The organism is Bradyrhizobium sp. AZCC 2289 (assembly GCF_036924615.1).
Taxonomy (GTDB): Bacteria; Pseudomonadota; Alphaproteobacteria; order Rhizobiales; family Xanthobacteraceae; genus Bradyrhizobium.
Genome location: NZ_JAZHRY010000001.1, coordinates 7,379,395 through 7,401,571, shown reverse-complemented (window position 1 = coordinate 7,401,571; position 22,177 = coordinate 7,379,395). Strand labels below are relative to the sequence as shown.

Genomic DNA, 22,177 nt, shown 5'->3' with positions numbered 1-22,177 from the left:
AGGACACGAAGCGGTTGGTCGAATTGATGAATTCCGCATACGAACTTGTCATGGCGTCTCTCCTCGGTTTGGGGACGACCTCCTCCGCCCTGCTGGGAGCCGCGATCGGCCTTTACGTTCCCTTCTCCAAGCGCCCGCTCGCCTGTCTACTCGCTTTTGCCGCGGGTTCATTGATCTCAGCGCTGGCGATCGAGCTTGCCTATGAAGGCGCGCAGTCGCTTCATCATCAAGGCTACAATGCCCACGCGGCATGGGCATTTGTCAGCGCCGGATTTGCGGCCGGCGCCATCATCTATTATTCGGCTTCGCTGTTTCTGGAACAGAAGGGAGCGGCCGTACGCTACGTCACCCAGTTTCGCGAATATGCCCTGGCACGCAAACAGGCTGACGTGAACGAGCGAATCAAGCTGCTGGCGACCTGCGATCTGATGCGCCACCTGCCGGCCGAGCAGATCGAGCGGATACTGCCATGTATCAGCGATCGTCATCTGAAAGCCGGAGAAGTTCTATTCAAGGCCGGAGACTCCGGCGACGCCCTCTACATCGTCGCCCGCGGCAAGGTGGAGGTCCTGGCAAACGGATCGCCGAGCACCAAAACCACGGGCGATGCGATCGCCCAACTCGGCATCGGGCATGCGTTCGGGGAAATGTCACTATTGAGCGGAGGTCCACGTACCGCCACGATCCGCGCCGCCGAAGACACAGATCTGATGAAAATTGGCAAGGACGATTTCGACCAGCTGGTTGCCGCCGACCCCCAATTGGCCGATACCGTGCAGCACATCAGCCACCAGCGTGCGATCAGCAATCTCAGCGCGGGCGGTACCGACGCCGCCCTATGGGCAAAAGTCGCAAGCAGAAGCCTCGATCATCTAAATCGGCACGAAGCCGGAAAGATGCTGACCGAAGCCGCAAACGGCGCGGCGATGGCGATTGTTCTCGGGAACATCCTGGACACCATTCCTGGCTGCCTCGTGATCGGAGCGAAATTCACTGCCTTCGGCAACTTGTCCCTGACCCTTATGCTGGGGATGTTTCTGGGCGGCATCCCGGAGGCGGCGGCAAGCGCATCAATGCTGACCAAAGCCGGTTACCGGCCGGCGGCGATCTTCGGGCTATGGTCGACCGTGCTGCTTGCCGGCGTCGTCGCGGCAGCAGCTGGCAAGGCGTTTATCGGCAGCAGTGACGCACTGACGGCGATCTTTGCCCAGGCGTTGGCAGGCGGTGCCGTGCTGGCGCTGGTCGCGCACGCCATGATTCCCGTCGCACTGGAAGAAGGCGGTTCGCTGGTCGTGTTACCGACAGTCGCCGGCTTTCTGTTCGCGCTTTATCTGGCATTGGCCGAGTCGTTTGTCTGAGCACTCCCTACGTGCGTCGTTCTTGCCACGTTGGTGCTGATCTACCGCTCGCAACGAAGAAGCAATCAAGCGATCGATGCCAAGCCGGAAGAATTGTTTTGTTCGCCTGTGGTGACTACCGTGTGCTTACTACCAGTGCACACGGGCTGCGGGTGCATCGGACACCGGCATTCCCTGCCCCCTGTCTCTCAAGGCGCGAATGTTTCTTCCAAGACTCGGGCGGATCCGGCCGCGTGCTGCGAACTCAAATCTGAATTTCGCGCATTCCGAAAAGCTTTGGCCGTTTAACAGTTGACGCGATCCCTATCGCCCCCAGCGGTCCTGCCAGATCTTCTCGCCGATCAGGCAGCTGACGCGCGGCTCCTTCTCGGCCACCGGCACGACCTTGTGTTCGGGGGTGCGGCCCGCGACTTCGAGCAGCAACTTGGTGCGGATCGCCTCCTTGAACTTCTCGCGGTCCTTGATCGTCACCACGAAGGAACCGGGGCCGCCGATGACGCAGTCCTCGTAATAGAAGTCGAGATTGTCGATATCCATGGTGGAATAGGACGGCTCCTTCACCATGATCGGCAGGCCGTTGATGACGATGCCCTTCTCCAGCGCGGCATCGCGCGCCTGCACGACCGGGCCGCCATTGTTGTTGGGACCATCCCCGGAAATATCGATCACGCGCCGGATGCCCCGATGCGGATTCTCGTCGAACAGCGGCATCGCGAAATTGATCGCACCCGAGATCGAGGTGCGCGACGCCCGGCGGATCGGGGTTTTCATGATTTCATTGGCGACGGCGTCCGCGGTTTCGGGGCCGTCGATCACCCGCCACGGGATGATAATCTTCTGGTCGCTGGAGGCCGCCCACTCGAAATAGGTCACCGCGATCTTGCCGTTCGGGCCGGTCTTCAGCGCCTGCAGGAACTCCTTGGAAACGAGGGCCTGCGCGTAACCCTCGCGCTGGATCGCCAGTTCATCCATGTCCATCGAATAGGAGACATCGACGGCGAGAGCCAGTTCGACATCGACGGAGGGCGTGGCTTCCTTGTCGGCCAATCGATGGCCCGGCTGCACCGCCGCGCGCGGCGCTGCCACGCCGGCGACATCGCCGCCGGCCAGCACGCCCGCGACAAGCACAGCCCCGATCGAGACATACCAGCGCATAGCGGCCCTCCCGTCGTCTGGCCGCAATGGTGACATGCAAGCCAGGCTTCGAAAAGCGGGAAGATGGGCCGTCCCTACACATTCAAGTCACCTGCAAGTCACCTGCAAGTCAATCGGCTTGCCTTAATTTCGACGAGGCTTCGCCATCGCCGCCGCTGTTCCGCCGAATTGAACCAACCGCAGCGCCGGGCACACTGAGAAGAGCCCGTTCGATGCGCAGGATTTTCCATGAATAAGACAGCCTTTCGCCGCAGCCTTGCGGCCCTCGGAATTGTCGCCCCAATGCTGCTGATGACGGCCGGCACGTCAGCCGAGACGTCGCAGCAACGCGACTGGTGCTACGGCAAGGGCGACGTCACGCCGGAGATGCAGATCTCGGGCTGCACGGCTTTCCTGCTCAGCGGCCATCATGCCGATGCGGCGACGGCCGATGCGTACAACAACCGCGGCGTAGGGCATGCGGCCCGGGACGATTGGGTTCGCGCGTTGTCCGACTACTCGACCTCGGCCCGGCTCGACCCGACCGTGGCCTCGACATTCTATAATCGCGGCCTTGTCTACCTGCACACGCAACATTTCGATCAGGCGATTGCGGATTTCGACCAGGCGATCGAACTCGATCCTGCGCTGGCCCAGGCCTTCAGCGATCGCGGCATCGCCTATCGCAACAAGGGCGAATATGACCGCGCCATCGCCGACTACGATCAGGCGATCACAGTGAACCCGAAATACGCAACCGCGTTCAACGGTCGTGGCACCGTGTATTACCACGAGAAGGATCTCGATCGGGCCATCGCCGATTTCTCCGAGGCGATCCGGCTCAACGCCAAATCCGTCCGGGCCTTGAACAACCGCGCCCTGGCTTACTACGACAAGCAGGATTACGAGCGCGCTGTCGCCGATTACGACACCGCGATCGGCCTCGATCCGGAAACGCCGCTGGCGCTTTACGGCCGCGGCCTCGCCAGGCTGAAGCGCAACGACGGCAAAGGCGCTGAAGCCGACATCGCGGCGGCGAAAAAGCTCGACCCCGGCGTGGTCAAGGATTTTGCCGCCGTGATCGCACCATGACCCCGATCGCGCGCAGGGCCTGAGGCCTGCCGGGGCGACCGGCTTTGCGGCGTTGGCCCTGTCATGCGATACAAGTCTCCGGAATCGGGGGAGCATCATGGTTCGTAGCGGCATCGCGGCTTGCGCATTACTGCTGGCCGTCTCAAACGGGGCCAAAGCGGAAACGCCGGCCGAGCGCGGCAACTATCTCGTCAACACCATCATGGCCTGCGGCAACTGCCACACGCCGCGCGATGGCGAGGGCAAGCTGATCGCCGACAGGGCATTGTCCGGCGGCCTCTCTTTCACGACGCCGGCCTTCGACGCCACCGCGCCGAACATCACGCCCGACGCCGAGACCGGAATCGGAAGCTGGAGCGACGCCGAGATCAGGCGCGCGCTGGTCGAGGGCATGCGCCCGGACCACGGCCATCTTTCCGGCGCTGCGCTGGCGGCGATCATGCCGGCCAATTTCTACAAGGCGCTGCTGCCGGACGATCTCGATGCCGTCATCGCCTATTTGCGCACCGTCAAGGCGGTCCGGAATCAGGTCCCCGATCCCGTCTACAAGGTCCCGGTGCGTCGCGATCCCTATCCGGACGCCGAGGCCGGATTCAATAAATCCATGTTTGCCGATCCGGTCCGGCGCGGCGCCTATCTCGTCACCATCGGCCATTGCATGGAATGCCATTCGGCATGGTCGCGCGGCGTGTCCGATTTCAAGACCGGCCTTGGCCACGGCGGCAGGGTTTTCCCGCTGCGCGAAGGATCGCCGGACGGTACCGCAAACAGCACCGCCGCCAACATCACATCGCATCCAACGGCAGGTATCGGCGCGTGGACCGACGCCGAAATCGTCCGGGCTGTTACCCAAGGCATCGCGCGCGACGGACGGGCGCTGAAGCCGCCGATGGCTTATGGCTATTACGCGGCGCTCAAGGGCTCTGATTTGGCCGATATCGTGGCCTATCTGCGCACCGTGCCGCCGCTGCAATGACGGACTGCGAAACCGCCGGTTCCACGGCCGGCAGGAAGGCGATATTCTCGTCGAACAACCGCAAGGCGCCAGGAGGTGCCTGGAATGCCCGAGACCGTCGTCACGCCGAAAACCAGGGTCAAGACCGAGACCGAACGGCCGCGTCTGCACAAAGTCATCCTCGTCAATGACGACTACACGCCGCGCGAATTCGTCGTCACCGTGTTGAAGGCGGAATTCCGCATGACCGAGGACCAGGCCCACAAGGTCATGATAACGGCGCACCGGCGCGGCGTCTGCGTGGTTGCGGTCTTCACCAAGGACGTCGCCGAGACCAAGGCGACGCGCGCCACCGATGCCGGCCGCGCCAAGGGCTATCCGCTGCTGTTCACGACCGAGCCGGAGGAATAGCGCGTTCGGGCGCAGCCCGGATCGAGCGCAGCGAAATCCGCGACGGACGCTGCGCTGCCGACCCCAAAAGCTTTCTTGGCAACGACCACTTTACGTCAACGTAATTTGTATTTACCACTCATGATAGACGTTCGCTGACCGAGAAACAGAGCCGCAAGGCCATCATACCGCACGCCGCCGCTGACGATCCGCGGCCTTCACCACCGACATTGTCGAGACCAACGCAACACGCACGACCGGCGCCGGTCGCCGGAAGCTATCTGCTGCCGTTCACGGGGGGAACAAAATGGCCATGAAGAAAATCGTCGCGACCACATTGCTGCTGATCTCGACGCCGGCGATGGCCGGCACATATATCGCTCCCGTCGTCCACGTCGCCCCGATCGTTCACGTCGCGCCGGTCGTTCATGTCGCTCCCGTCGTTCGCGTCAATCCCGCCATTCGTACCAATACGGTAGTGAAGCCCGTCGGCCAGCCCGTCCTGCATCAGCATCATCATCCGCGGCCACAGCCCGTCGTCGTGTATACCGCTCCCCAAAATCAGAAATGTGTGGAGCAGAAACCCGGCTCGAAGGAATGCGCGAAGCAGTGAGCGGCGGTCGCCGGCCTCAACTCGCCGGCGTTTCGTCGACCAGGCCGTAGACCCGCGCGGCCTTTGAAAAGCCGGCAACCGGAAACTCGCCGAGGTCGCTCCAGCCGCCCCGGCAGATGCCGGCAAAACCTTCCGACGCCACCACGGTGCGATGAAGGCGGCTGGCGATCTTTTCCAGCCGCGCGGCGAGGTTGACGGCCGGGCCGATGCAGGTGAAGTCGAGCCGGTTGCCGCCACCGATGTTGCCGTACAGGATTCTTCCGACATGCAGGGCGACGCCGAAGCGAAAGCGTTCGACGGCTTCGCCAATCGGATAATGCATGTCCGCGACGCTCGCGCGGGATTCGTGGGCGGCTTCGAGCACGCGCGAGCAGACCTGCTGCTCATCGCCGACATATTCATCGATCGGAAAAACCGCGAGCAGCCCGTCTCCCATGTATTTCAGCACTTCGCCGCCATGCGCTCGGATCGCGGCCACCTGACAGTCGAAATAATTGTTCAGGATGTCCACGATGGTCTCGGCCGGCAACCGGTCCGACAGCGCGGTAAAGCCGCGCAGATCGGACAGCCAGATCGCGGCGTTCATCGTCTCGGTGTGGCCGCGCCTGATCTGGCCGCCAAGAATCCGCTCGCCGGCGCGGTTGCCGACATAAGTATCGAGCAGGCTCGCGGCGGTACGCGTCAGACTGAAGATTTCGATCACGCGCGCCAGCGGCGTCACGACCTGCCGTAGCGCCGCCAATTGTTCATCCGTAAATCCACCCGGCTGCTTGGTGGTCCAGCTCGACGCGTTGACCGTTCCATTGATGAATGGCAGCGGCATCGCAACGTAATCCGTTACACCCTCGGCGCGCATTTCCTCGACGATCGGGAAGCGCTTGCTCGCGGGATCGTCGATGCGGGCGCGAACCTCCAGCCCCTGCTGAAACACGATGATCAGCGGGCTGGTGCGGAAATCCGGCGACTCCAAAATCTTGTAATCGACCGTGCCGAGTTCGACCTCGGCGCCCGGCTTCCAGATGAAATTGCGCCCGTAAATATCTGGATGCAGGGTGCGAACGAAGATGCCGACACGCCAGAGCGGCAGGCCTGCCGCAACCATCCGCTCGCAGGTTTCGGCCATGAACCTGCTGGGGCTGGCTGCGGATCTCCCGCCGTCGATCAGCCAGTCGGTCAGCTTCTGCAGTTCTGATGCATTCATGACGCCGGTATTTGCCGCGCAAGTGCCGCGCGCGTCAAGGCGACACGAACGCTTGACGTTGAGGCAATGCAGCCCGTTAGCCGACCTGCCCGCGATGCCGCAGCAGATGATCAGCCAATACGCAGGCCATCATGGCCTCCCCGACCGGCACCGCGCGGATACCGACGCAGGGGTCGTGACGGCCCTTGGTCATGATGTCGGTGTCGGCGCCCTTGCGGTCGACGGTCTGGCGCGGGGATAGGATCGACGAGGTCGGCTTCACCGCAAAGCGCACCACCACCGGCTGGCCGGTTGAGATGCCGCCGAGCACGCCGCCGGCGTGGTTCGACAGGAAGCGCGTGCCGTTATTGCCGGTCCGCATCTCGTCGGCGTTCTCCTCGCCGGACAATTCCGCCGCGCCGAAGCCGGCGCCGATCTCGACGCCCTTCACCGCGTTGATGCTCATCATCGCCGCCCCAAGCTCGGCATCGAGCTTGGCGTAGATCGGCGCGCCAAGACCGGGCGGTACGCCTTCGGCGACCACTTCGATGACCGCGCCGATCGACGAGCCGCTCTTGCGGATGCCGTCGAGATAGCTTTCGAAGAACGCAGCCTTGTCCTTATCCGGGCAGAAGAACGGATTGCGCGCGATCTCGTCCCAGTCCCATTTGTCGCGGTCTATCTTGTGCGGGCCCATCTGCACCAGCGCGCCGCGCACTTTTACCTCGGGCAGTATTTTTCGCGCGATGGCGCCGGCCGCGACCCGCGTCGCGGTCTCGCGCGCCGACGAACGGCCGCCGCCGCGATAATCGCGCAGGCCGTATTTGGCCTCATAGGTGAAGTCGGCGTGGCCCGGACGGAACTTGTCCTTGATCTCGGAATAGTCCTTCGAGCGCTGGTCGGTGTTCTCGATCAGCAGCGCGATCGGCGTTCCCGTCGTCACCTGCACGCCGGTCTCGGGATGCGCCATCACGCCGGACAGGATTTTGACCGCGTCGGCTTCCTGGCGCTGGGTGGTGAAGCGCGACTGGCCGGGACGGCGGCGGTCGAGATCGTGCTGGATGTCCTCTGATGTCAGCGGGATCAGCGGCGGACAGCCATCGACCACGCAGCCGATCGCGATCCCGTGGCTCTCGCCAAAGGTCGTGACCCGGAACATATGGCCGAAGGTGTTGAAGGACATGTTGAACTCGATATCGCCGGATAGGGCTGTGTGGTAACGCGCGCGCCCCCGGCGGTCAAACCCACCGTCATTCCGGGGCGATGCGAAGCATCGAGCCCGGAATCTCGAGATTCCCCGATGTGCAACTGCACATCTGAGGTTCGCCCTTCGGGCGCCCCGGAATGACAGCGCAAGCCTTAACTATACTTCTCCAAGCCCCCGTCACGAAACACATAGACCGCGCCCTGCTCGATGGTCAGGTCGGCCGCGCTGAGCGGCGTTTCGAGGCCGAGCGCTACCATGAGCGCCCTCGCGGTGCCGCCATGCGCCACCGCGACGGTGTCGGCCTGCAGCGAGGCATACCAATCCTGCATCCGCGCCTGCACCGCGACATAGCTCTCGCCGCCCGGGGGCGCCACCGTCCATTTCTCGGCCTGGCGCCTGGCGAACAGGTCGGGGTCGGCCACCTGCATCTCGGGCAGCGTCGAACCTTCCCATCGGCCGTAGGCGATTTCACGCAGGCGGTCGTCGAGCGCGTAACCAGCGAGCGGCAGCTTCAGCTCGCCGCGCACCAGCTCCATGGTCGCGCGGGCACGGATCAGCGGACTTGCGACGAACGACAGCGAGGATTTGCTGCGGCCATCGCGCGCGAACAGACCGGCGAGGATATTGCCGGCCTCCGCGGCCTGCTTGCGGCCGAGATCGTTCAGGGGAATATCCAGTACGCCCTGCAGCCTGCCCTCGGCGTTCCACGACGTCTCGCCATGGCGAATGTAATAGATGATGGGCGCAGGCATCGGACGTGCGGCTATTCCTTGCCGGGCGAGAGCGAGATATCCGGCGCTTCGGGGCGTTTCATGCCGAGGACATGATAGCCGGAATCGACGTGGTGCACCTCGCCGGTGACGCCGCGCGACAGATGCGAAAGCAGATACAGCGCGCTGTCGCCGACTTCCTCGATGGTCACGTTGCGGCGCAACGGCGCGTTGATCTCGTTCCACTTCAGGAGGTAGCGGGAGTCGGCGATGCCGGCAAACGCCAGCGTCTTGATCGGCCCGGCCGAAATCGCGTTGACGCGGATATTCTTCTCGCCGAGATCGGCGGCGAGATAGCGCACGCTGGCCTCCAGCGCCGCCTTGGCGACGCCCATCACGTTGTAGTGCGGCATCCATTTCTCGGAGCCGTAATAGGTCAGCGTCAGGATCGAGCCGCCGTCCGTCAAAAGCTTTTCGGCGCGCTGCGCAATCGCCGTCAGCGAATAGCAGGAGATCAGCATGGTCTTGGAAAAATTGTCGGCGGTGGTCTCGAGATAGCGGCCGTCGAGCTGGTCCTTGTCGGAGAACGCGATCGCATGCACCACGAAGTCGATCTTGCCCCATTTCTCGCGGAGCAGATCGAACGCGGCGTCGATGGTTGCGGGATCGGTGACGTCGCAATGACCCAGCAGGATACCGCCAAGCTCCTTGGCCAGCGGCTCGACCCGCTTCTTCAGCGCATCGCCCTGCCAGGTGAGCGCGACCTCCGCACCGGCTTCCCGGCATGCCTTGGCGATCCCCCAGGCGATCGAGCGGTTGTTGGCGACGCCGAGGATCACTCCGCGCTTGCCCTGCATCAGACCTGAATTATGCGGCATCCGGTTTCCAATCACGCTCTCATCGGGGTTTGGAGGTACACCAGCACTCCAGCGGGGTACAGCCCAAATCCGCCCCGGTTAACGCTGTTTTCCGCAGGCCGCGATCACAGGAATAGATGCGCCATTTGGGTGTTATGTTGGGTAAGGCGTTCGCGCCGGACCAAGCAGAAGATCTGGTGCCAATGACCGCGTTTCGTCAAAGTGTCGAAGCCATGATTCCGGCGCTCCGCCGGTACGCGCGCGCGCTCGCGCGCGACGCCGATATCGCCGACGATCTGGTGCAGGATACGCTGGTGCGGGCGCTGCGCTCGGAACGGCTGTTTCTCGGCGGTGACGTCAGGAGCTGGCTCTACACCATCCTGACCAACCTCAACAAGAACCGGCGGCGATCGCTGGCGCGGCGGCCGCAATTCATGCCGCTGCTCGACAACAACCCGGACGCCAGCGGCACCGAGGCCGAAGGACGCGACATCGCCCGCGCACTGGCGACGCTGGTGGAAGAACAGCGTTCCGTGCTGCTGCTGGTGATGCTGGAAGGATTGAGCTACCGCGAGGTCGCCGACATTCAGGGCGTCCCGATCGGTACCGTAATGTCCCGGCTTGCCCGCGCGCGGGCTCATGTGAAAGCGTCGCTTGAGGGCGAGCGCACCGCACTGCGGCGGGTGAAATGATGGAAGCGCAATGGCAGGCGTTATGCATGGCAGAGGCTGGACTGAAGGAACGTCGGTTTTAGGGAGCGTTGGATTCAGGCGCGTTGGATTTTTGCAATTTTCGATCAAGACTGGACAGAGACGACAATGACCGATCCCAATATTCCCGTCACCGAAGACGAGCTGCATGCTTACGTCGACGGCGAGTTGCCGGCGGAACGGCGCGGCGACGTCGAGGCGTGGCTGACAACCCATCCCGACGATGCCGCGCGGGTGCAGTCCTGGCGCGCAATGGCCGAAGCGCTGCACGCGCGTTACGATTCGGTCGCCGACGAGGCGGTGCCGAAGCGGCTCGAGATCGAGCGGCTGGTGCGACAGCCGCGCCAATGGGTCTACGGCGCGATCGCGGCGACGCTGGCGGCATTCATCGCCGGCGGCGGCGCTGGCTGGATGGCGCACGACGTCGCGGCGGCGCCCTCGACGTTCCAGAGTTTCACGGTGGATGCGCTCGATGCGCACCGGCTCTATGTGGTCGAGGTCCGTCATCCCGTCGAGGTGCCCGGCAGCGAACTCACGCATCTGCAGCAATGGTTGACCAAGCGCTGCGGCTGGGACGTGCGCGCGCCTGAACTGGCCGCCGCGGGATTGAAGCTGGTCGGCGGGCGGCTGTTGCCGGGCCCGACCGGGCCTGCATCGTTCCTGATGTATGAGAGCGCCTCGGGCGAACGCTTCACGATCTACACCGCGAAGGCGGACTCCGCGGCGGCGCAGATGCGATACTCATCGCAGGGCAACGATGGCGCGCTGTTCTGGGCCGATCGCGGCGTGGCCTATGTGGTGAGCGGCGTCAGCGACCGGGGCCGGCTGACCCAGATCGCGCAATCGGTCTACGACCAGATGGAGAAGGCCGGAGGCTGACTGATCGCGTGTTCGCGCGCAATGACGTCGGTTACGTCAGAACGATGGCATTCTGATTCAACCAGAGCGGATCAGGCCAGCAGCTATCAACCGCAGTCCAAATTCTGACATCGAAAATCTGGAATCAAGACATCGACGCGTCTCATTATCGCACTGGGTGATCACGCGAAAATGAGTAGCGCTCGATCCGCCGATCGGCGCAAGCGGCCTCGATTGGGGTTTTGTACCGCGCTGGTCCCCCTTTCGAGGCCGCCCATTTTTTAACGGGCTCTTTTTTGCTCAGCCGAGATCGCTGCGGGGATTATAGGGGTGTCCGTCGCGCCACTTCTGCATCAATGCCTCAAGCTCGGCATCGTTCCCGTCGGGCAGGATGATGCGGGTCGTGACATAGAGGTCCCCCATACCGCCCGGCTTCGGCAGGCCCTTGCCCTTGAGGCGGAACGTGCGGCCGCTGGAGGTGTTTTTCGGGATCGACAGTTCGACCGCACTGCCGAGCGTCGGCACGCGAATCTTGCCGCCAAGCACGGCTTCATACAGCGTGATCGGCAGATCGACGCGCAGATCGCTGCCGTCGACCTTGAAGAACGGATGCGTCGCGATGCTGACCGTGATCAGGAGATCGCCGGGGGGATGGCCATGCGCCGTCTCGCCCTGCCCCTTGAGCCGGATCTGCTGACCGGCCACGACGCCAGCCGGGATTTTGACATTGAGTTCCTTGCCGTTCGGCAACCGGACGCGCTTCTCCCCGCCCTTGACCGCCTCCTCCAGCGACACCGTCATGGCGACGCTGAGATCGAGGTCGAGCCCGATCCCGCCGGTGTCGAACTCAAACGGACTGCTTCGGCCGGCCCGCGCGCCGCCCCGCGCGGCCCCCCCGCCGAACATGCTGTTGAGGATGTCCTCGAACCCCGCGCCGCCCATGCCGCCGGGGCCGCCGCCGGTGCGGAAGGTATGGGATTCGAACCCGCCGCCGGCTGCACCGGCGCGGCCGCGCGGGTCGCCGCCGGGAAAGCCGCCACCGGGAAAGCCTTGGAAGCGCGGCTTGCCATCGGCGTCGATTTCGCCGCGATCGAACTGCTTGCGCTTGGCCTCGTCGCCGATGATCTCGTTGGCCGAGTTGAGCTCGGAAAAACGCTCCGCGGCCTTCGGATCGTTCTTGTTGCTGTCGGGGTGATGCTTCTTGGCGAGCTTGCGATAGGCGCTCTTGATCGCCGCAGCGCTGGCGCCCCGCTGCACCCCCAAGACCTCATAGGGGTCGCGCATCCGTCACGTCTCCTTCACGGGAAAATCAAACCTGAAATGGACGGGCAATTCGCCCGCTTTGGCTTCATCTGGGGTCTCAGTGGCATTTTTGCAACTGCCTTGGAACGCTTTTGGAGAGTTCTCAACCCTGCTTCCAAGGCTTTAGCGCATGAATTTCCCAACGGCCATGGCTGGATTTACAGGCGGCGCCCTGCAGCCAGCTTTCCGCACGGCCGTTGACATAGCTGGCAAGGAAATCCCGGCAGGTCCGCCCGTCCTCCGCGGAATAGGCCTCGGCCAGCGGCGTCACCGAGCCGCGGGCGCCGGTCTCGGGGTTCGCCCAGGGCTGGCTGGAATCCTTGTCGCCCTTGGTCAGGACGTCGGAGGCGGCATTGCGGGCAAAGGCAAGATCGCTCTCGGTCGGCGCCGGCGCGCCGGCAGGTGCCGTCCGGAGCGAACCCGTGACCTCGTTGTCATCCATCTTGGCAAGGGCGGCATCCGGGCGCGACAGGCTGCAGCCGCCTGAGCCAACGCCAATTAGAATCAGTGTCATCACCGCGCCGGCCGGGCGGATCGCCGATAGGCCAATGCGTCCCCATGTCCTATATAGGGCGAGCCTATAGTGGGACTGCAACGCGCTCTCGGACGCGAACGGACGCAACTCTGGACTCCCGACATGACCGACACAACCTCCATCAAACACCCGACACCGTTAACATCGGGTGATTTTACCGCCGCCGCGGAACCGTTTGCGCTGTTTGGCGAGTGGTTTGCGGAGGCGGTGAAGTCCGAGCCCAACGATCCCAACGCCATGGCGCTGGCGACCGTCGACGCCGATGGATTGCCTGATGTCCGCATGGTGCTGATGAAAGGCTATGACACCGACGGTTTCGTGTTCTACAGCCATATAGCGAGCCCAAAAGGCCGCGAACTTGCCGCAAATCCTAAGGCGGCTTTACTATTTCACTGGAAATCGCTGCGCCGTCAGGTCCGCATCCGCGGCAACGTCACGCCGGTGACGGACGCCGAAGCCGACGCCTATTTCGCCACAAGGCCGAAGCAGGCCCAGATCGGCGCCTGGGCCAGCAAGCAGTCGCAGCCGCTGGAAAGCCGGTTTGCGTTCGAACAGGCGATCGCGCTGGTCGCCGCCAAGCACCTGATCGGCGAGGTGCCGCGCCCGCCCGGGTGGAGCGGCTGGCGCATCGCGCCGACCCGCTTCGAGTTCTGGCACGACCGACCGTTCCGCCTGCACGACCGCATCGAATTCCGCCGCGATGCTCCGGCCCAAGGCTGGACGAAAGTCCGGCTCTATCCCTGATCTCGAAAGACTGAAGCCTCCATGCCCTCTTCATCCAATGCGCCCCGACGCACGCTGCTGCTGACCGGAGCCAGCCGCGGCATCGGCCATGCTACTGCGATCCGGTTCTCCAGTGCCGGCTGGCGCGTCATCACCTGCTCCCGGCACGCCTTTCCGGAAGTATGCCCATGGGGCGCCGGTCCGGAAGATCACATCCAGGTGGACCTCGCCGACCACGCCGACACCACGCGGGCGATTTCTGAAATCCGCCAGCGAATCGGGACCGGCGAACTGCATGCGCTGGTCAACAACGCCGCGATTTCGCCGAAGGCCGCGGGCGGCGGCCGAATGGGCACCATGGATACCGACATCGATACATGGAGCCATGTTTTCCGGGTCAATTTCTTTGCGCCGATCATGATGGCACGCGGGCTGATGGAGGAATTGAAGGCCGCCAAGGGGTCGGTGGTGAACGTCACCTCGATCGCAGGCTCCCGCGTTCACCCCTTTGCCGGAGTGGCTTACGCAACCTCGAAGGCGGCGCTGGCGTCATTGACGCGTGAAATGGCATCCGACTTCGGCCGTATCGGCGTCCGCGTCAATTCGATCGCGCCGGGCGAGATCGACACCTCGATCCTGTCGCCGGGCACCGAGAAGATCGTCGAACAGCAGATCCCGATGCACCGCCTCGGCACACCCGACGAAGTGGCGAAGATCATCTATGTGCTGTGCACGGAAACCAGTTCCTACGTGAACGGCGCCGAGATCCACATCAACGGCGGCCAGCACGTGTAACCGCTAGCCGCGCCACGCCGTCATTGCGAGGCGAGGAATGCCGCCGTCCAAACACGCGCCGTCATACCCCGCGAAAGCGGGGTATCCAGTACGCTGCGGCCTTTCGCCTCAATCAACAACGTCTCTGGAATACTGGATCACCCGCTTTCGCGGGTGACGACAGCCGGGCGAATTCAATCCGCGTAAAATTTCCGCGTTATCCCGCGCAGACGCGGCGCCTCGATGTTGAACGCGCTCGAACACTCGTCTTCGTTCTCGCCGTCCAAAAGCGCAGCACCGCAATGCCGGCAAAGCCGGGCCGCGATCGCCTGTGCCTTGCCGGCGGCGCGGTCCTGTTGATAGCGCGCAAACTCAATGACGTTGCGTCCTGACATTGTGACTCTCTCAACCATTGTGTCCTCGCGACCTGAGGCAGGCGTTATCGCAGACAAGTTTGGCTCAATCGTTCAGCGCAATGCTCAAATTTTAGCGGAGGAATTGGGGCAGGTTCCATTCCCTAACCACAGCTTTACGTCGCTGCGTATTCGGGATGAAGGTCGCTTAACGCATGCGGCTTCCACGCCGCCTCACAGCCACTTCTTCCATTTGAACAGAAGATACGGCACCACCGCCGCGGCCACCATCAGCACCAGCGCGTAGGAATAGCCGTGCGCCCATTCGAGCTCCGGCATGATCTTGAAGTTCATACCGTAGATCGAGGCGATCAAAGTCGGCGGCATCAACACCACCGCCATGACCGAGAACAGCTTGATGATGTTGTTCTGCTCGAGATTGACGACGCCGAGCATGGCATCGAGCACGAAGGTGATCTTGTTGGAGAGATAGGAGGCGTGATCGGTCAGCGAAGCGACGTCGCGCTGCATGGTCTTGAGCTGCTCGCGCATGTCCTTGGACCATTTCATGCCTTCCATGACCGCCGACAGGAAGGTGACGACGCGGCCGATCGAAACCAGGCTTTCGCGGACTTTCGAGGTCAAATTCCCCTGCCGGCCGATCGCGATCAGGATCTGCGAATATTGCTTGGCGTGGCCGTGACGCTCGCTTTCGGGCTCGAAGATGTCGTGGGAGACCTGATCGACGTCGGCGCCGGCGCGTTCCAGGATGTCGGCGCAGCGGTCGATCACCGCGTCGAGCAGTTCGACCAGCACCATTTCGCCGGTGATGCCGGGCGAGCATGCCCGCGCCAGCTTGTTCTCGACCAGCGCGAACGGTTTCGGCGCGTCGTAGCGCACCGTCACCAAACGATGGCCCGCGAGGATGAAGGTGACCGCCGTGGTCCGGGGCATGTCGGTGTCGGACTGGCACATCAGCGTCGCGGTCATGTAGCGCGCGCCGTTCTCGATATAGAGGCGGCTGGAAATCTCGATCTCCTGCATGTCCTCCCGGGTCGGAACCGCGATCCCGGCCAGCTTCTCCACCGCGTGATCCTCCTCGGCGGTCGGCTTGACCAGGTCGATCCAGACCGCATTTTCCGGCAAGGCGGCGGAATCGGGGGAAGCGACTTTCTTGAGCGAAAACTCGGAGGGAACGTACACTGAGAACATAGGCAACTCCGAAAACGGGGCGATAGTCTTTGGTTTTGACGCGTTTTCCTTCCGCGAACCGGTACCCACTTCGCGCGAGAACGCCAGGGGGCCACCCAGCAGGACTAAACGCGATTCTGGCAAGCGCTTGATGACCGGCGCATTAACCGCCGACCGTATTTATGGCGGTGGGGTGGCGGCGGCATGGCAACGATTCGGCAGCAGCCTCACCCCTGCCCAAAAATCAACCGTATTCCGCAAAACTTGCGGCAAAAAAGCCACAGCTAGCGTCTCGCAGCGCGGAACGGGCCTCTAAGCACTGGAATTGCAGCCAGTTTCAACGATAATGGGATTAATGGAATCGTCGCGATTGAGGCGCAGAATTGCCGCCGCGAACGCAGGACTTCGATTGGAAGTAAACATGTCGTCGCTGAAAGCTACATTGGGTGTCCTGGCCGCCGGCCTGATGCTGTCGGGCTGCATACAGGGTGCAACCTATGAGGCGACCAACACCAACAATTTCAAACCGCGCGACAAGGAACTGCTGGCGAAGGTCTCTTATGTGAAGACCCCGGTGCCGGAAGCTTTCCGTCGCGCGATCGTCGACTATCACCGCAAGGAGGCCCCGGGCTCGATCGTGGTCGATTCCGACAACCACTATCTCTATCTGGTGCAGAAGGACGGCAAGGCGATCCGCTACGGCATCACCGTCGGCGAAGAAGCCATGGCCTGGTCCGGCATTGCCAAGATCGGCAGCAAGACCGAGTGGCCGCCCTGGCATCCGACCAAGGGCGAAATCGAACGGCTCGGCGTTCCCACCTTCGTAGCGCCCGGACCTGACAATCCGATGGGCTCGCGCGCGCTCTATCTCTACTCGGGCGGCAAGGACACGCTGTTCCGGATTCACGGCACCAACCAGCCGGAGTATATCGGCGCGTCGATTTCCTCGGGCTGCATCCGCATGACCAACGAGGACGTGATCGATCTCTATGATCGCGTCGGTCTTGGCACGGTCGTGGTGGTGCTGGAGCCAAAGCACGGCGACTCCCCGTTCAATTCGCAGATGGCGCTGCAGGGCGGCGGCAACAGCCTCCAGTAAGCGCCCGATGTGACGAGATCAAAAGCGCCGGTTTTGCCGGCGCTTTTTTGTTGCCGGCTTGGACTTGAACCTGGACTCGGGTTCGGGCCCGACCGCATCGGATTTCGCGTCGTCCGGTTTCGCGGCATCGGGCTTGGCCGCTTCAGTTTTGGCGGCGACCTCGCGCGGCGGCGCTTCTTCCGGACGCTCGGCCGGCAATAGCGGCGCGGTCTGCGGCAATGGATCATACACATTCCATTGGCAGATCCGGTAGTTGTTGCGCCGCTCCATCAGATCGAGATGGATGTGGTCCTCGTGGTACCAGTCCGACCCCGGGCCCAGCACGGTCGGGAATCGCCCACAGGCCGAATGCAGCACGGTTTCGCGAAAGTCCCGCGGCACGGTGCGATCGGTCAGCGAGATCGAATGGCCGTTGGCGAGCTTGAAGGCGCGCACGTCGAGCGCATTGGCGCGGCCATGCTCGGACAATTGAGCGCCGGCGACGCGGTTGCGGCCGCGGCACTCGAAGGAATCGAAATTATCGAGGTCGGAGAGCGTGCTGCCGAGGCCTTGCGCCAGCGGCGCGATGTCGGTGCGGATCCAGTCGGCAATCGCCGTCGCCATCTTGCAACGCAGGATCGCCGCCGGCGTGACCGAAACCTGCCGCTTGTCCGGCAGCACGATCGCCTCCAGCCGCACCAGATCCTCGCCGCCGCAGCCGCCGGCGCCGTGAATGTCGGGAATGCTGGGGGCAATCGCAATGTCCTCCGTCAGCGCCAACCGGCAGGCCGACACCGTTGGTGTGGCGGGAGCAGCCTGCTCGGCCGGTTTGGACGGCCCGGCGGGGGCCGGCTTCTCGGCCGCGGGCGGACCGGGCTCGGCCGAGCGCGGACCGGGCTCGGGCGTGTCAGGCTCCGCCCCAGGTGCCTCGGCCGGGCGTGGCCGCGGCAGCGGGATCGCCAACCGGTGGACGGTGCTGCGCAGCTTCACCGGGCCGCTGCCGAACAGGTCCCACGGCGCCGGCACCGGCCTTCGCGCGGCCGCGGCCGGTCCGATACCGGCGCCAAGCCAAAGCAGCACCCCGGCAGCGGTAACCATTGCTGCCGTGCTGCGGCCAAAGGCGCTATTAGCCCATTTTCGACTTGCTTTCTCCGCGCTAGAGTTCATGTCAGTTCCATGATCAGGCGCCCGGCCGTTCACACGGCCGCCGGTCATGCGCGAGGAAATAAAAGCGGGAGGGATTATGCTTGGTTTGATGCAAGACTGGCCTTTGCTGTGCCACCGGATTATCGAGCACGCTGCGAAGTATCACGGCACGCAAGAGGTCGTCACGCGGTCGGTCGAAGGCCCCATTCATCGCACCAATTACGCCGAAATTCACGCGCGCGCCCTGAAAGTTTCGCAGCGGCTGGAGCGCGACGGCATCAAGCTCGGCGACCGCGTCGCCACCATCGCCTGGAACACCTGGCGTCACCTTGAAGTCTGGTACGGCATCATGGGCATCGGCGCCGTCTGCCACACCGTTAATCCGCGCCTGTTCCCGGAACAGATAGCGTGGATCATCAACCACGCGCAGGATCGGGTGGTGATGGTCGACATCACCTTCGTGCCGGTGCTGGAAAAGATCGCCGGCAGCCTGCCCAGCGTCGAGCGCTACATCGTGCTGACCGACAAGGCGCACATGCCGCAGACCACGCTGAAGAACGCGGTCGCCTATGAAGACTGGATCGCCGAAGCCGACGGCAAGTTCGAGTGGAAGGACTTCGACGAGAACACCGCGGCCGCGATGTGCTACACCTCCGGCACGACGGGCGATCCCAAGGGCGTGCTGTATTCGCACCGTTCCAACGTGCTGCACTCGCTGATCGCCAACTCGAGAGACGCGCTCGGCACATCCGCCAGTGACACAATGCTGCCGGTGGTGCCGCTGTTCCATGCCAACAGCTGGGGCATCGCCTTCTCCGCCCCGACCATGGGCACCAAGCTCGTGATGCCCGGCCCGAAACTCGACGGCGCCTCGGTCTACGAACTCATGGACACCGAAAAGGTGACCTATACCGCGGGCGTCCCGACCGTCTGGCTGATGCTGCTGAACCATATGGCGGCGAATAACCTCAAATTGCCCCACCTGCAGATGGTGGTGTGCGGCGGCTCGGCGATGCCGCGCTCGATGATCAAATCGTTCCTCGACATGGGCATCCAGGTGCGCCACGCCTGGGGCATGACCGAGATGAGCCCGCTCGGGACGCTTGCCGCGCTGAAACCTCCGTTCGCCAAACTCACCGGCGAGGAACAGCTCGATATCCTGCAGACGCAGGGCTTCCCGCCCTACGGCGTCCAGATGAAGATCACCGACGATGCCGGCAAGGAACTGCCATGGGACGGCAAGACCTTTGGGCGGCTCAAGGTCTCAGGGCCTGCGGTGGCAAAGGCCTATTTCCGCGTCGATGCCAACATCCTCGATGAGCAGGGCTATTTTGACACCGGCGACGTCGCCACCATCGACCCGCACGGTTATATGCGGATCACCGACCGCTCCAAGGACGTGATCAAGTCCGGCGGTGAATGGATTTCGTCGATCGACCTGGAAAACCTCGCGGTCGGCCATCCCGCGGTCGCGGAAGCGGCCGTGATCGGAATCTACCATCCCAAATGGGACGAGCGGCCGCTCCTGATCGTGCAACTCAAGCAGGGCCAGAAGGCCACGCGCGAAGACATCCTGAAATTCATGGATGGCAAGATCGCCAAATGGTGGATGCCGGACGACGTCGTCTTCGTCGAGGGCATTCCGCACACCGCCACCGGCAAGATCCTGAAAACCGCGCTACGCGACCAGTTCAAGAGTTACCGCTTTCCGAACGCGGCGGCGTAGGGCCGGCCCTTACTTCCCTTCTCCCCTTGTGGGAGAAGGTGGCTTCGCGAAGCGAAGACGGATGAGGGGTCTGTCTCCGCGGATAGAGACCCCTCATCCGGCGCGGACTTCGTATAGCCGATGCAAAGCATCGGCGTCCTAGCAAAGAAGAACGGCGGCCGGAGGCCGCCTGTGGCCACCTTCTCCCACAAGGGGAGAAGGAAGAAGTCCCGCTCCGTTAGACTACGCACCACCCCCAATCCACCCTTGAATTTGCCTTTAGTCCGTGGTCTCACACTGGCCAGCAGCCCGGCTTTTTTGGCCCCGGCCAGGTTCCAACCAGCAGTTATTTGACCGATGGCCCGCAGGTTTTCCGCTCCCTACCAGTCGGAGCCCGTGTCCAGCCTCGCCACATGGGCGCGCAACCTCGCGATCTTCTCGCTGGTGGCGGTCGTGGTCTCCATCATCATCGTCCGCTTCGGCTTCCTCGAGATGAAGCCGGCGCTGGCGACGTTCTTCGGCGCGCTGGCCTGCGCCGGGCTCTCCATCCTGGTCGGGCTGGCCGCCTTTGCCGCGATCTGGCAGAACGGCTCGCGCGGCATGAGCCGGATCCTGCTGGCGCTCCTGATCGACGCCGTCATCCTCGCCTACCCGGCCTATCTCGGCCTGCAATATCGCAGGCTGCCGCCGATCCACGACATCACCACCGATCCGATCGATCCGCCGCGGTTCGAGGCGCTGGCGCGGCTGCGCAGCGGCGAAGGCGCCAATTCCGCGGTTTATACCGGACTCTATTCGGCCGAGCAGCAGCGGCAAGCCTATCCCGATATCGAGACCGTGGAACTCGAAGTGCCGGTGCAGCGGGCCTATGACGTCGCGCTGCAACTGGTCGCCAAACGCAAATGGCTCGTGATCGACGAGCGGCCGCCGCAGCTGCCGCGCCGCATCGGCCGCATCGAGGCGGTGGCGCGGACGCCGATCATGGGATTCCGCGAGGACGTCTCGATTCGCGTCACCCCCGACGGCGAGGATTCGCGGGTCGATATCCGCTCGGCGTCACGCTATTTCGACAGCGATCTCGGCAGCAACGCCGCGCGGGTCACCAAACTGATCGATGACATCAACAACGCCGTTGACAACGCCAAGCCGGTGGTGCCGAAGAAGCCGCAGGCGCCGGCGAAGACGCTGCCGAAGACGGTGAAGAAGTGACGCGCGAAAGCGCGTCATTCCGGGGCGCGCATTAGCGCGAACCTCGGATGCGCAATTGCGCATCGGGGAATCTCGAGATTCCGGGTTCGTGCTTCGCACGCCCCGGAATGACTCCGATCAAGCCATCCGATAGTTGCCGCCGATCACGGGATCGCCATCGGTTGCCACGATGCCGCGCGCGACCAGGTCTTCCAGATGCGCCAGCACGGAATAGCCGGCGGCGCCCGACAGCCGCGGGTCGAGGCCGATATAGATCGCGCGCACCATGGTCGGAATGTCGGTTTCGCCCTTGGCGAGGCGATGCAGGATCGAGGCTTCGCGCGCCCTGCGGTGCCGGGTCAGAAACCGGACGAAGCGCGGGCCCTGCTGAATTTCCGGCCCATGGCCCGAGAAATACAAATCTTCCGGCCGGCTCTCCAGCGTTGCCAGCGACGCCATGTAGTCGATCATCGAACCGTCCGGCGGCGCCACGATCGAGGTCGACCAGCCCATCACGTGGTCGCCGACGAAACTCATCTTCCGCTCGGGCCAGGCGAACGCCAGGTGATTGGCGGTGTGGCCGGGTGTCGCGACCGCCTCCAGCGCAAAGCCCGATCCCTCGATCACGTCGCCGTTCTTCACCTCGACATCCGGTTTGAAGTCGCGGTCGGCGCCGGATTCCGGATTGTGCTTCTCGCTCTCGAAGCGCGGCCGCGAGGCGCGATGCGGACCTTCGGCATAGACGGTGGCGCCGGTCGCGGCCTTGATCCTGGCGGTGTTCGGCGAGTGATCGCGATGGGTATGGGTGACCAGAATATGCGTCACGGTCTCGCCGCGGACGGCATCGAGCAAGGCCTTGGCATGCGCCTCGTCGTCGGGACCGGGATCGATGATCGCGACCTTGCCCTTGCCCACGATGTAGCTGACCGTGCCGGTGAAGGTGAACGGGCTCGGATTGTTGCAGAGAACGCGGCGCACGCCGGGGCGGGCTTCCTCGGCCACACCGGGCTTGAGCGGGAAGTCGCGGTTGAACGGGATGTCGTCGTTATCGGCCATGGGGGATACCTGTATGTAACGCGCGCTTCCCACCGAACCCTCATGCTGAGGAGGCCCGCAGG

The 22,177-nt window shown here is 63.6% G+C and carries 23 protein-coding genes; 12 read left to right on the top strand and 11 right to left on the bottom strand.

The genetic code is table 11. The features are described 5' to 3' along the window. The first annotated feature begins 50 nt into the window (after window positions 1-50). Window positions 51-1,358 (top strand): cyclic nucleotide-binding domain-containing protein, encoded by a 1,308-nt coding sequence (locus tag V1289_RS35175; protein ID WP_334403068.1) that lies wholly within the window; start codon window positions 51-53, stop codon window positions 1,356-1,358. A 303-nt stretch (window positions 1,359-1,661) separates the two neighbouring features. Here V1289_RS35175 and V1289_RS35170 read toward each other — a convergent pair whose 3' ends face one another. Further along, window positions 1,662-2,513 carry a DUF1194 domain-containing protein gene (locus V1289_RS35170; protein WP_334403066.1) on the bottom strand — a complete coding sequence of 284 codons (852 nt, stop codon included), beginning with the start codon at window positions 2,511-2,513 and terminating at the stop codon, window positions 1,662-1,664. 228 nt (window positions 2,514-2,741) lie between these two features. Here V1289_RS35170 and V1289_RS35165 point away from each other — a divergent pair, with 228 nt between their 5' ends. The 4 genes from V1289_RS35165 to V1289_RS35150 all read left to right on the top strand — a co-directional run bounded on the left by V1289_RS35165 (window position 2,742) and on the right by V1289_RS35150 (window position 5,542). Further along, window positions 2,742-3,584, top strand: a complete 843-nt coding sequence (locus V1289_RS35165) for a tetratricopeptide repeat protein (protein ID WP_334403064.1) — start codon at window positions 2,742-2,744, stop codon at window positions 3,582-3,584. Between the two features lie 97 nt (window positions 3,585-3,681). Next, window positions 3,682-4,560, top strand: a complete 879-nt coding sequence (locus V1289_RS35160) for a c-type cytochrome (RefSeq protein WP_334403062.1) — start codon at window positions 3,682-3,684, stop codon at window positions 4,558-4,560. Window positions 4,561-4,644: 84 nt separating this feature from the next. Continuing rightward, window positions 4,645-4,950: an ATP-dependent Clp protease adapter ClpS gene (gene clpS, locus V1289_RS35155; protein WP_334403060.1), complete on the top strand. Its 306-nt coding sequence runs from the start codon at window positions 4,645-4,647 to the stop codon at window positions 4,948-4,950. Window positions 4,951-5,236: 286 nt separating this feature from the next. Then, entirely contained in the window at window positions 5,237-5,542 is a 306-nt protein-coding gene (locus V1289_RS35150; protein WP_334403058.1) for a hypothetical protein, read from the top strand. Window positions 5,543-5,558: 16 nt separating this feature from the next. On the opposite strand, the gene V1289_RS35145 is transcribed toward V1289_RS35150, so the two are convergent. The 4 genes from V1289_RS35145 to fabI form a co-directional block, all read right to left on the bottom strand. Beyond that, entirely contained in the window at window positions 5,559-6,743 is a 1,185-nt protein-coding gene (locus tag V1289_RS35145; protein ID WP_309183192.1) for an adenylate/guanylate cyclase domain-containing protein, read from the bottom strand. Between the two features lie 76 nt (window positions 6,744-6,819). After that, the gene (gene aroC, locus V1289_RS35140) at window positions 6,820-7,905 is read right to left on the bottom strand and encodes a chorismate synthase (protein WP_334403055.1); all 1,086 of its coding nucleotides are present in this window, start codon (window positions 7,903-7,905) and stop codon (window positions 6,820-6,822) included. Between the two features lie 176 nt (window positions 7,906-8,081). Beyond that, window positions 8,082-8,681 (bottom strand): histidine phosphatase family protein, encoded by a 600-nt coding sequence (locus V1289_RS35135; protein WP_334403052.1) that lies wholly within the window; start codon window positions 8,679-8,681, stop codon window positions 8,082-8,084. 11 nt (window positions 8,682-8,692) lie between these two features. Beyond that, complete coding sequence (gene fabI, locus V1289_RS35130; protein ID WP_334403049.1) at window positions 8,693-9,517, bottom strand: enoyl-ACP reductase FabI; 825 nt, start codon at window positions 9,515-9,517, stop codon at window positions 8,693-8,695. Window positions 9,518-9,699: 182 nt separating this feature from the next. On the opposite strand from fabI, the gene V1289_RS35125 reads away from it, so the two are divergent. Both V1289_RS35125 and V1289_RS35120 read left to right on the top strand, forming a co-directional pair. Next, on the top strand, window positions 9,700-10,188 hold the full coding sequence (locus tag V1289_RS35125; RefSeq protein WP_074280304.1) for an RNA polymerase sigma factor: 489 nt from the start codon (window positions 9,700-9,702) through the stop codon (window positions 10,186-10,188). A 126-nt stretch (window positions 10,189-10,314) separates the two neighbouring features. Then, window positions 10,315-11,085 carry an anti-sigma factor family protein gene (locus tag V1289_RS35120; protein ID WP_334403038.1) on the top strand — a complete coding sequence of 257 codons (771 nt, stop codon included), beginning with the start codon at window positions 10,315-10,317 and terminating at the stop codon, window positions 11,083-11,085. A gap of 279 nt (window positions 11,086-11,364) precedes the next feature. Here V1289_RS35120 and V1289_RS35115 read toward each other — a convergent pair whose 3' ends face one another. Next, on the bottom strand, window positions 11,365-12,348 hold the full coding sequence (locus tag V1289_RS35115; RefSeq protein ID WP_334403036.1) for a DnaJ C-terminal domain-containing protein: 984 nt from the start codon (window positions 12,346-12,348) through the stop codon (window positions 11,365-11,367). Window positions 12,349-12,469: 121 nt separating this feature from the next. Continuing rightward, window positions 12,470-12,880 (bottom strand): RT0821/Lpp0805 family surface protein, encoded by a 411-nt coding sequence (locus tag V1289_RS35110; RefSeq protein ID WP_442896106.1) that lies wholly within the window; start codon window positions 12,878-12,880, stop codon window positions 12,470-12,472. Window positions 12,881-13,003: 123 nt separating this feature from the next. On the opposite strand from V1289_RS35110, the gene pdxH reads away from it, so the two are divergent. Continuing rightward, window positions 13,004-13,645, top strand: coding sequence for a pyridoxamine 5'-phosphate oxidase (gene pdxH / locus V1289_RS35105; protein WP_334403031.1), 642 nt, complete (start codon window positions 13,004-13,006; stop codon window positions 13,643-13,645). Window positions 13,646-13,666: 21 nt separating this feature from the next. Next, on the top strand, window positions 13,667-14,419 hold the full coding sequence (locus V1289_RS35100; protein WP_334403029.1) for an SDR family NAD(P)-dependent oxidoreductase: 753 nt from the start codon (window positions 13,667-13,669) through the stop codon (window positions 14,417-14,419). Between the two features lie 173 nt (window positions 14,420-14,592). On the opposite strand, the gene V1289_RS35095 is transcribed toward V1289_RS35100, so the two are convergent. After that, window positions 14,593-14,793, bottom strand: a complete 201-nt coding sequence (locus V1289_RS35095; protein WP_309183184.1) for a hypothetical protein — start codon at window positions 14,791-14,793, stop codon at window positions 14,593-14,595. Between the two features lie 192 nt (window positions 14,794-14,985). After that, window positions 14,986-15,963 (bottom strand): magnesium transporter CorA family protein, encoded by a 978-nt coding sequence (locus V1289_RS35090; protein ID WP_334403025.1) that lies wholly within the window; start codon window positions 15,961-15,963, stop codon window positions 14,986-14,988. A 400-nt stretch (window positions 15,964-16,363) separates the two neighbouring features. Here V1289_RS35090 and V1289_RS35085 point away from each other — a divergent pair, with 400 nt between their 5' ends. After that, entirely contained in the window at window positions 16,364-17,041 is a 678-nt protein-coding gene (locus V1289_RS35085; RefSeq protein WP_334403021.1) for a L,D-transpeptidase, read from the top strand. Between the two features lie 18 nt (window positions 17,042-17,059). On the opposite strand, the gene V1289_RS35080 is transcribed toward V1289_RS35085, so the two are convergent. After that, window positions 17,060-18,187 carry an extensin family protein gene (locus tag V1289_RS35080; RefSeq protein ID WP_442896105.1) on the bottom strand — a complete coding sequence of 376 codons (1,128 nt, stop codon included), beginning with the start codon at window positions 18,185-18,187 and terminating at the stop codon, window positions 17,060-17,062. A 76-nt stretch (window positions 18,188-18,263) separates the two neighbouring features. On the opposite strand from V1289_RS35080, the gene V1289_RS35075 reads away from it, so the two are divergent. Together V1289_RS35075 and V1289_RS35070 are read left to right on the top strand one after the other, a co-directional pair. Next, entirely contained in the window at window positions 18,264-19,892 is a 1,629-nt protein-coding gene (locus tag V1289_RS35075; protein ID WP_334403018.1) for a fatty-acid--CoA ligase, read from the top strand. 336 nt (window positions 19,893-20,228) lie between these two features. Then, entirely contained in the window at window positions 20,229-21,080 is an 852-nt protein-coding gene (locus tag V1289_RS35070) for a DUF1499 domain-containing protein (RefSeq protein ID WP_334403015.1), read from the top strand. A gap of 117 nt (window positions 21,081-21,197) precedes the next feature. Here the strand turns inward: V1289_RS35070 and V1289_RS35065 are convergent, their stop codons facing one another. Further along, a complete protein-coding gene (locus V1289_RS35065) occupies window positions 21,198-22,115 on the bottom strand; it encodes an MBL fold metallo-hydrolase (protein ID WP_334403013.1) in 918 nt (305 codons plus the stop codon). Between the last annotated feature and the right edge of the window lie 62 nt (window positions 22,116-22,177).